We start from the raw sequence: 9,355 nt of genomic DNA, 5'->3' as shown, positions 1-9,355 counted from the left end.
CCGCGGCGCCGCCCGCGGCAACTGTTGCCGTGACATTGAAGCCGCCATCGCCGCCACCGCCGCCAACCGACTGGATCAGCACGCCGGTCGAACGGGCACCATGTGTGTGCACCAGATCACCGATACCGCCGGTCACTGTTCCGCCATGACCGCCGCCGCCGCCGCTGCCTCCAACCCCGACGCCAACAGCGGCACCGCCTACACTGCCGGCGCCGACCGCGACGGTTACATTGTAGCCGCCCGTGCCGCCACCGCCGCCAACCGACTGTATCAGGGCCCCCAGCGCATCATCGCCGAGCGTGGTAATGGAGCCGTCGAAACTGGCATCGACAACACCACCTTCACCGCCCGACCCGCCGGATCCTCCGACCCCGACGCCGACTGCGATACCCGCCACGGCGCCAACAGCTACCGCTGCGCTGATGCTGAAACCGCCGCTGCCGCCACCGCCGCCAACCGACTGCGCCTGGAAGCCGTTGGAGAACTCGCCTTCGGTAAAAATCGAACCGCCGGCATCGACATTCACTTCGCCGCCTTCGCCGCCCGCACCAGCGCTGCCGCCGATCGACACGGCCACAGACACGGCCGGCCCCGGCGATGCGCTGACCGCCACGGCGCTGGAAAAGCCGCCGCTGCCGCCACCGCCGCCAACCGACTGGATCAGCATGCCCTCGGCCGAATCGCCGACGGTGTGGATGTCGACATCGCCATCGACATTGACAACGCCGCCCTCGCCGCCACCGGCACCGGAGCCGCCGATTGCGACGCTGACCGCAGCGCCAAACCCGATGGAGGTCTGGGACGCGAAGCCGCCGCTGCCGCCGCCGCCGCCGACCGATTGCGCGAACAGGCCGCGGGCGCGGTCGCCCTGGGTCTGGATCAGTGCCCGGGTAAAGACCGGAACCCCGGCCAGGGTGATGACGCGATCGTGAAAATGCACATTGACTTCGCCGCCATCGCCGCCAGCCGCGCCGGCGCCGCCGATCGCGAGACCGGCAAACAGGCTGACCGAGGTGCTAGAGCCGCCGCTGCCGCCGCCGCCGCCGACCGATTGCGCGAAAATACCGTGGGAATCATTGCCCGAGATCAGATTGCCGCCGCGATCCCGCAGGCCGGTGGCGAGATTGATCTCGCGCATGCCGGTGGAGAGATTGCCATAATTGTCGACATTGACGACGCCGGAATCGCCGCCAGCCCCACCGCCGCCGCCAATGGTGACGAACACACCGCCCGTGGAACCGCCATCGCCGCCACCGCCGCCAACCGACTGGGCCTGGATGGCCGAAGCCATATTGCCGCGGGTAGTGATCGTGCCGCGGTTGGTGACGTCTACCTGGCCGCCGCGATTATCGTTGAGCTGGCCCAGGGCATTGAGCAGGGCCAGGCCATTGCCGCCGATCGAGACTTCGCCTTCGACACCGCCGCCGGCGCCACCGCCGCCGCCAACCGCAACCAGGCCGCCGGCATCGCCGCCAGCGCCGCCGCCGCCACCGATCGACTGCGCGAAAATCCCTCGCGCATAGGCGCCCGAGGTCGAGATCAGGCCGCCATTATCGACGAGGACATTGCCGCCACCGCCGCCATTGCCGCCGCGCCCACCCATGGCGAAGACGCCGCCCGAGGTCGAGCCCGCGCCGCCACCGCCGCCGACCGATTGCACGAAAATGCCGTCGCTGCCGCGCTGCAGCGTGGTGATGCTGCTATTGGCGAGCGTCGTCACTTCGACATAGCTGGAGCGTCCACCTGCACCGCCCGAACCGCCGAAGGACACAATGCCCCCCGTTCCCAGCGCGGTGCCGCCACCCCCGCCAACCGATTGCGCAAAGATGCCGCGCGAATCGAGGCCGTCGGTGAGAATGACGCCATCGGATTCAACCGTCACCACGCCGCCTGTGCCGCCGCCACTGCCATTGCCGCCAAAGGAGACGACCCCGGCCGTAACGCCGGAATTGCCGCCGCCGCCGCCGATCGACTGCGCAAACACACCATGGGCATAGTCACCGGTCGTGGTGACGAAACTGAGGTCCTGGACATAGATGTTCGCTGCCGCGCCATCGCCGCCGGCACCGCCATTGGAACCGAGCGACGAGAAGCCGGAGCTGAATCCGCCATTGCCGCCGCCGCCGCCGACCGACTGGGCAAACAGGCCATAGGCGCCATTGCCGGCGGTATTCACCGAGGAACCTGTCTGGGCATGGACGGTCGCCGAGCCGCCGCTGCCGCCGGGGGCGGCATTCGAGGTGAAGGTGAGCAAACCGGCGGAATTGCCTGAATTCCCCCCGATACCCCCGATGCTTTGGGCGCTGACGCCATAGGCGTCGTCGCCGCGCGTGGCGACCTGGCCGAAATTCCAGGCGGTCGCCGTGCCGCCATTGCCGCCAGTGTCGCCGTCGCCCGCTGCCCCGAATACTCCATAGCTGCCGCCGCCGGCCCCGGCGCCGCCGCCCAGGCTCTGTGCGAACACGCCGATGGCCCCGCTGCCTGTCGTCTGGATGGAGCTGTAATTGAACACTGTAGCGCTGCCGCCATTGCTGCCCGCCCCGCCGGCACCGCCGGAAGAGAAGAGATAACCGGTGCCGCCTGCGCCGGCGACGCCACTGCGGCTCTGCGCCACGACGCCGTGCGATTGAGTGCCGCCGGTGCTGATATTGCCGACGCGGGAAGTCAGCTCGACATCGCCACCTGCGCCGCCCGAACCGCCGCCGCCGCCGCTGGCGCCGAGATAGCCGGAGCCGCCAGGCCCGCCATTGCCGCCAATACTGAGCGCGACAATGCCCGGCAAATTGTCGCTGACCGTCGTGATGTCCGGCTCGCCCGCACCGACTTCCGCCGTGATCGGGTTGCCCGGACTGCCCTGGCGGCCATTGCCGGCCGAAACAAACAACGCCCCGGTGCTGCCGCCGCGCCCGCCATCGCCCTGTGTCACGAATATCTGGTTGTTCAGATCGTTCAGACCGGGAACGAAGTCGGCCGGATCCGGCGCACCTGGCGGTGCAAAATTGGCGACCGTGACGACGTTGCGCGTCTCGCCACCGACGAAGGTCACCGAGATCACCAGCCCGTTGGTGGGATGCAGGGTGACCGAGGCGATCTCGCGCTCGGTCGGCGGAATGACCGGATCGGCGGTCGGATCACCGGGGGAGGTGATGATATCGCCGACGCGAACAGAGGTGAGGATCAGGAGATTGCCGACGTCAGGGTCGGCGGCACTGCTGGCACGCACGGCAAATTCGAACACTTCGCGCACGATCAGCACGGTGCCGTCTAGTGGATTGACGATGGAGTCGCCGACGGCATAGGTCGGCGCCGCAGGCGGTGGCCCGGCCTGTCGCTTGCTGCCGGCCGGCTTGGCGCTGTCATTCAGGGAGAAACTGGTTTCAACATTGAGACCGGCGTGCAGGCCGGCCCGGATATCGCCCGCCGGGGCTTGGGCCATCGCCGCAGCGCTGGAGACCGCCGCTATCAGTGCTGCCGCACCGGCGCTGCCCAGAAAATTGGCGCGCAGCGACCGGCGTACCGGCGCAATATTGTTGGTCATGCCCATGATTTCCCCCCAGCTCCCTGACGGGCCGCGCGCACAGTCAAGCCCGCGAAGGTTAAGGAAATCAATCAACAGACAGAGAATTACTCGGGTTTGGCCCGCAGGGGTACATATATGTCAGCATCCCGAGAGGCGAATTGCGGTGCCGTCAGACTAAAGCGCATCGGCCTCGAAAGACCCGCTTTGATCCTATCTCAAGCCGCAAGTTGACGCCATTCGAACAGGGCTTGGGTACGGTTTTCCTTGAAGTCTGATCGTGAGTAAAAGTGGCGTTCGAGATTGAAGCGATTATGGATGGAAGACTGAATGGCGGCGAATTTCTGCAGACTTCGCGTCGACCTAAACCGGTTCATGACTTTCTCTCACCGCCTTAGCGGCTGATGCGAGTTCTCGGCCCGATTATTGAGCCACCTCCAAGTTACCTGAACGCCTGGGTTTCGAAGCTCACGCAGCGCCGCCTTGTACGATCCAAGTCGATCCGTAACGACCTCACTGGGCAAACCGTACCGCTTCATCGTCTTGCGCAGAAACTTCAGCGCTGCCTTGCGATCCCGGCTTTTGGTGACGAACGCCTCCATCACTTCACCCTCGTGATCGACGGCCCGCCAGAGGTAGTGGGGCTCGCCATTGATCTTCACGAAAACCTCGCCGAGATGCCAGGTCCAGTTCGAGTAATCCGCGTTCTGAGCGCGGCACTTTCGGATCGATTTTGCGAACATTGATCCGAACCGGTTCCACCAAAACCGAACCGTCTCGTGTGTGATGTCGATACCGCGCTCGTGCAACAGATCCTCGACGTTGCGAAGAGAGAGCGGGAACCGGACATGCATCATTACTGCGGGACGGATGATCTCGGGCGACGTTTTGAAATACTTGAATGAGTTACCCATCAGATGAGGCCAGGAAACCCCCACCTGACGCTCAAGCCGAAGTTCCTCTGACACTGCCACCAGAGGGGAAAGTCCGCGAAGGTGCGGAAGCGCCGCAGGAATTGCGCAGCGCGTTTTTATCTAATTATTTCAGGAAGACAAATGGCGGAGAGAGAGGGATTCGAACCCTCGGAACGCTTGCGCGCTCAACGGTTTTCGAGACCGCCCCGATCGACCACTCCGGCACCTCTCCGCGGGGAAGCGGGGTTTTGGCCGACTGGCGGCACAAAATCAAGGCCTGATAACTGTGCTCATGCAGGATTGCGCACTGCGCTTTGCGTTGACTCTTTGACGGGCATGCGTATAACGCCCGCTCCTGCTCGTGCGGCCTGCCGCTCCGGGCCCATAAATCATGAACAACGCTCCGGGCATACGGAGTGAAGAAAAAGGACCCGCCGGGCCGACAGGATCGAGGTGATCCCGGGGTAGCCGGACGGATCGGATACAAGGATAGACACGATCATGTTTGCTGTGATCAAGACCGGCGGTAAGCAATACCGCGTTGCCGCTGGCGACGAAATTCGCATCGAGAAGCTCGAAGGCGCCGCTGGCGACACGCTCGACCTCGGTGACGTTCTGATGCTCGGCTCTGAAGCCGGCGTGACGGTCGGTTCGCCGACCGTTGATGGCGCCCAAGTGATCGGCGAGCTCATTGACACCAATCGCGCCCGCAAGATCATCGTCTTCAAGAAGCGCCGTCGCCAGAATTACCGCCGGACGAAGGGCCACCGTCAGTGGGGCACCGTCGTTCGGATCGCGGAAATCGTTGCACCGGGCGAGAAGGCCAAGACGGCCCTGAAGTCGACAACGGCTGCTCCGAAGTCTGCCGAAGCCCCCAAGGCGAAGACTGCTCCGAAGGCAGAGAAGGCGTCTGCGCCGAAAGCGGCCGCGGCCGACGCTCTGACCGAGCTGACAGGTGTGGGCCCCGCCCTCGCCACCAAGTTGAACGAAGCCGGCATCACCACGTTCGCGCAGATCGCGGCCTGGACCGACGCCGACCTGGACGCCCTGAGCGAGACCATCACCGGTCTCAAGACCAAGGCTGAGAAAAACGACTGGATCAACGCCGCCAAGGCGCTGGCCAAGTAATCGGAGGACTGATCAATGGCTCACAAAAAAGCAGGCGGTTCATCCCGTAACGGTCGCGACTCCGCAGGTCGCCGCCTTGGTGTGAAGAAGTTCGGTGGCCAGGAAGTAATTCCGGGCAACATCATCGTGCGCCAGCGCGGTACCAAGGTGAATCCGGGCGCCAATGTCGGCATGGGCAAGGACCACACCCTCTTCGCACTTACCGAAGGCCGCGTCGTTTTCGCGAAGAAATCCGGTGGCAAGTCTTTCGTCTCTGTCGAGCCGGTCGCCAAAGCAGCGGAATAAGCGGTTCGCACATATTCGGACCGTGTCTTGAACAGGCAGGGTCCGACAGCGCCAGACGCGTGAAAGGGGAGACGGACCACCGCCTCCCCTTTTGTTTTGTTCCCCGTCGAGGAGAGGGTCATGGGCCCGCGGATCGAGACCGAACGCCTGGTGATGCGTCTTCCAGTCCTGGAAGATGCGGCGAGTATCGCCACCTATCTAGGTGATTTTGACGTTGCCAAGAACACAGCCCGCGTGCCGCATCCCTATCCGGAGCTGGCTGCGGAGATCTGGGTGCTGACAACGCGAGCCAGCTGGCAACCGGGCGGCAATCTCTCGCTGACCGTCGTGATGGATGGCGAAGTGATCGGTGGCGGCGGCGTTTTCAAGCGGAAGCCGGACGCCGACTGGGAGATTGGCTACTGGATCGGCAAGCCTTGGTGGGGTCAAGGCCTGGCAACCGAGCTCGGTCACGGCCTGGTGGACTTCGCCCGCGACAGCCTGGGAACTCGCCGCCTCATCGCCGGATACTACAAGGACAACCCGGCCTCCGGGCGCGTGCTCGAGAAGCTCGGCTTTGTCCATCAGGGTGATGGCGTTCGTGCCTTCTCGATGGCGCGCATGGGTCCGGCAGACATGCATGAGCTTTCGCTGGCCTTGTAGCCCGCCCTGTTGGGCACGTGCCAAGCGACGCAGAAACCGCTATAGCCGAAACAGATTGACCAGGAACACGCCGCAATGAAATTTCTCGACCAAGCCAAAGTCTATGTCCGCTCCGGGAATGGTGGCGGAGGCTGCGTGTCGTTCCGGCGCGAGGCCTATGTCGAATATGGCGGCCCCGATGGTGGCGATGGCGGCAAGGGCGGCGACGTCTGGATTGAGGCGGTCGAGGGACTCAATACGCTCATCGACTACCGCTACAAGCAGCACTTCAAAGCCGATACCGGCATGCACGGCATGGGCCGCAACAGGACCGGCGCCAGCGGCGAGGACGTTGTGCTGCAGGTTCCGGCCGGCACGCAGATCCTCGACGAAGACAAGGAAGAAGTGCTCGCTGACCTGACCGAGATCGGGCAGCGCGTCCTGCTGGCGCGCGGCGGCGATGGCGGCAAGGGCAACTCCCATTTCAAGACGTCCACCAACCAGGCCCCGCGCAAGACCATTCCCGGCTGGCCCGGCGAGGAGCGCTGGATCTGGCTACGCCTCAAACTGATCGCCGATGTCGGCCTGGTCGGCCTGCCCAATGCCGGCAAGTCAACCTTCCTGTCTGTCGTCAGCCGCGCCAACCCGAAAATTGCCGCCTATCCCTTCACCACGCTCTATCCCAATCTTGGTGTCGTCGATCTCGGTCCGAGCTCGCGCTTCATTGTCGCCGACATTCCCGGCCTCATTGAAGGCGCCCATGAAGGCGCCGGCATTGGCGACCGCTTCCTCGGCCATATCGAGCGCTGCGCTTCCTTGATCCATCTGGTCGATGGCACACAGGACAATGTCGCGGACGCCTATCACACCGTGCGAGGCGAACTGGAGGCCTATGGCGACGGCCTTCCGGACAAGCGGGAAATCCTGGCGCTCAACAAGATCGATGCCCTCAGTGCCGATATGGTCGCCGAAAAGGTCGCCGAACTGGAAGCCGCGAGTGGCAAGACCGTCATGACGCTGTCGGGCGTGTCCGGCGACGGCGTCAGGGAATTGTGCGGCGCCGCCTGGGAGATCGTGCTCGAGACACGGCGCGCTGAGAAGGCGGAAATCGAAGCAGAGCTGGCCGCCGAAAACGGTGAGGAGGGCTGGACGCCGTCATGATCCGAACGGGCTTCGACACTGCGCGCTGCGTCGTGGTCAAGGCCGGGTCGAGCCTCCTCCAGGCGGGCGATGCGGTGATCGCCGCGATTGTTGCCGATATTGTTGTCCTGCGTTCTCGCGGCGTTCGGGTGACACTCGTATCGTCCGGAGCGGTAGCGCTTGGACGTGAGCGTCTCGGCCTGCCGCGCGGAAGCCTAAGCCTGGAACAGAAACAAGCCGCAGCCGCCGCCGGTCAGCCGCGGCTGCTCGACCTGTGGGCGCGCGCCTTCGCGCCGCATGGCATTGTTACAGCCCAGGCCCTGCTGACACTGGACGTGACCGAGAGCCGCCGCAGCTGGCTCAATGCCCGCGCCACACTGGAGACCCTGCTGGAGCTGGGGGCCGTCCCCATAGTCAATGAGAATGACACAATCGCCACCGACGAAATTCGCTATGGCGACAATGACCGCCTGGCGGCCCGCGTGGCTCAACTAACCGGTGCTGACCTGTTGGTCCTGCTCAGTGATGTTGCTGCGCTCCATGATGCCGATCCACGGACGACAACCAGCGCCCGGCCCCTGCATGATATTGCAGCCATCGATGCGGCGATCCACGCCATGGCCGGAGAGGCCAACTCGGCCGCCGGTGTCGGTACCGGAGGCATGCGCACCAAAATCCTGGCCGCCGAGCTGGCTGGCGGGTCTGGCTGCGCAACAGCGATCGCGCTAGGTACGGCTACCAACCCCGTCCTCAGCCTTGAACGGTCCGATCACGGCTCCTGGTTCCATCCTGCCAGGAGCTCCGCAAACGCCCGAGAGCGCTGGATCTCCGGTGTCGTGAGCCGCAATGGGGCCATTCGGATCGATGACGGTGCCCGACGCGCCCTGGCGAACGGGAAATCCCTTCTGCCGGTCGGGGTCCAAGCGGTGGAAGGCCAATTCGAGCGCGGCGAAACGATCCGGATTCTCGCCGCCGACGGGAGCCTCATAGCGCGTGGCGTATCAGCCTACAGCGCGGACGATGCCCGCCGTGTTGCGGGATGCCGCAGCGACGAGGCGGAGGCGCGACTGGGCTATCGCCGCTCCGCAGCCCTGATCCATACCGATGACATCGTGCCGGTCGCAGCCGCGGACCCGGAGGGATGAGCCGGCGCGGCGCCTTGCGGGGAGGCAGGCTGGGCCGCGGCATGCGCATCGGCTTGTTCGGCGGCAGTTTCGATCCGCCCCATGCCGGTCATCTTCACGTCGCAAGGACGGCCCTGCGCCGGCTGGGGCTGGATCAGGTATGGTGGCTTGTTTCACCGCAGAATCCGCTCAAGGCTCAACCCGCCGGCGATTTCGAGCGCCGCTTCCGAGCCGTCCAGGAACTTGCCGACCGGCCCGGCATGCATGTGAGCGACATCGAAACGCGTTTGGGGACCACTCGAACGATTGACCTGCTGCACCATTTCAAGACGCGGCACCCAGGCGTGCACTTTGTCTGGCTGATGGGGGCCGACAATCTTGCCAGCATTCACCACTGGGCTCACTGGCCCGAGATATTCCAGACCGTCCCGGTAGCGGTCATCGCGCGGCCCCAGGATGCTGTACGGGCTCGCTTGTCACGGGCCGCCTGCCAGTTTGCGACATCACGCATTCGTGAGAGTGAAGCCGCCTCACTGCCCCTGCAATCAGCTCCGGCATGGACCTATCTGACTGAGAGGTTACACTCTCATTCCTCGACAGCGCTGCGCGCGCGCCACTGATCTTCC

General features: G+C 64.7%; 6 protein-coding genes, 1 tRNA gene and 2 pseudogenes. 6 read left to right on the top strand and 3 right to left on the bottom strand.

Translation table 11 applies throughout. The features are described 5' to 3' along the window. The 3 genes and pseudogenes from QZZ02_RS13630 to QZZ02_RS13620 form a co-directional block, all read right to left on the bottom strand. A pseudogene (locus QZZ02_RS13630) lies at nt 1-3,538 on the bottom strand (hypothetical protein); the annotation flags it as partial. Nucleotides 3,539-3,735: 197 nt separating this feature from the next. Continuing rightward, nucleotides 3,736-4,431: pseudogene (locus tag QZZ02_RS13625) on the bottom strand (IS6 family transposase). A gap of 142 nt (nt 4,432-4,573) precedes the next feature. Beyond that, nucleotides 4,574-4,663 (bottom strand) — tRNA-Ser (locus QZZ02_RS13620). Between the two features lie 269 nt (nt 4,664-4,932). Here QZZ02_RS13620 and QZZ02_RS13615 point away from each other — a divergent pair. The 6 genes from QZZ02_RS13615 to QZZ02_RS13590 all read left to right on the top strand — a co-directional run bounded on the left by QZZ02_RS13615 (nt 4,933) and on the right by QZZ02_RS13590 (nt 9,349). Beyond that, complete coding sequence (locus QZZ02_RS13615; RefSeq protein ID WP_291845197.1) at nt 4,933-5,559, top strand: 50S ribosomal protein L21; 627 nt, start codon at nt 4,933-4,935, stop codon at nt 5,557-5,559. A 15-nt stretch (nt 5,560-5,574) separates the two neighbouring features. Further along, on the top strand, nt 5,575-5,844 hold the full coding sequence (gene rpmA, locus QZZ02_RS13610; RefSeq protein ID WP_291845196.1) for a 50S ribosomal protein L27: 270 nt from the start codon (nt 5,575-5,577) through the stop codon (nt 5,842-5,844). 120 nt (nt 5,845-5,964) lie between these two features. After that, complete coding sequence (locus QZZ02_RS13605; RefSeq protein WP_291845195.1) at nt 5,965-6,486, top strand: GNAT family N-acetyltransferase; 522 nt, start codon at nt 5,965-5,967, stop codon at nt 6,484-6,486. Nucleotides 6,487-6,561: 75 nt separating this feature from the next. Next, nucleotides 6,562-7,626 carry a GTPase ObgE gene (obgE, locus tag QZZ02_RS13600; protein WP_291845194.1) on the top strand — a complete coding sequence of 355 codons (1,065 nt, stop codon included), beginning with the start codon at nt 6,562-6,564 and terminating at the stop codon, nt 7,624-7,626. Beyond that, a complete protein-coding gene (gene proB, locus QZZ02_RS13595; protein ID WP_291845193.1) occupies nt 7,623-8,750 on the top strand; it encodes a glutamate 5-kinase in 1,128 nt (375 codons plus the stop codon). The genes obgE and proB overlap by 4 nt, the downstream gene beginning before the upstream one ends. Continuing rightward, the gene (locus QZZ02_RS13590) at nt 8,747-9,349 is read left to right on the top strand and encodes a nicotinate-nucleotide adenylyltransferase (RefSeq protein ID WP_291845192.1); all 603 of its coding nucleotides are present in this window, start codon (nt 8,747-8,749) and stop codon (nt 9,347-9,349) included. Before proB ends, QZZ02_RS13590 begins: the two co-directional genes overlap by 4 nt. Nucleotides 9,350-9,355 lie beyond the last annotated feature (6 nt).

This window comes from Maricaulis sp. (assembly GCF_015665295.1).
Taxonomy (GTDB): Bacteria; Pseudomonadota; Alphaproteobacteria; order Caulobacterales; family Maricaulaceae; genus Maricaulis.
This window is presented reverse-complemented; position numbering and strand designations above follow the sequence as displayed.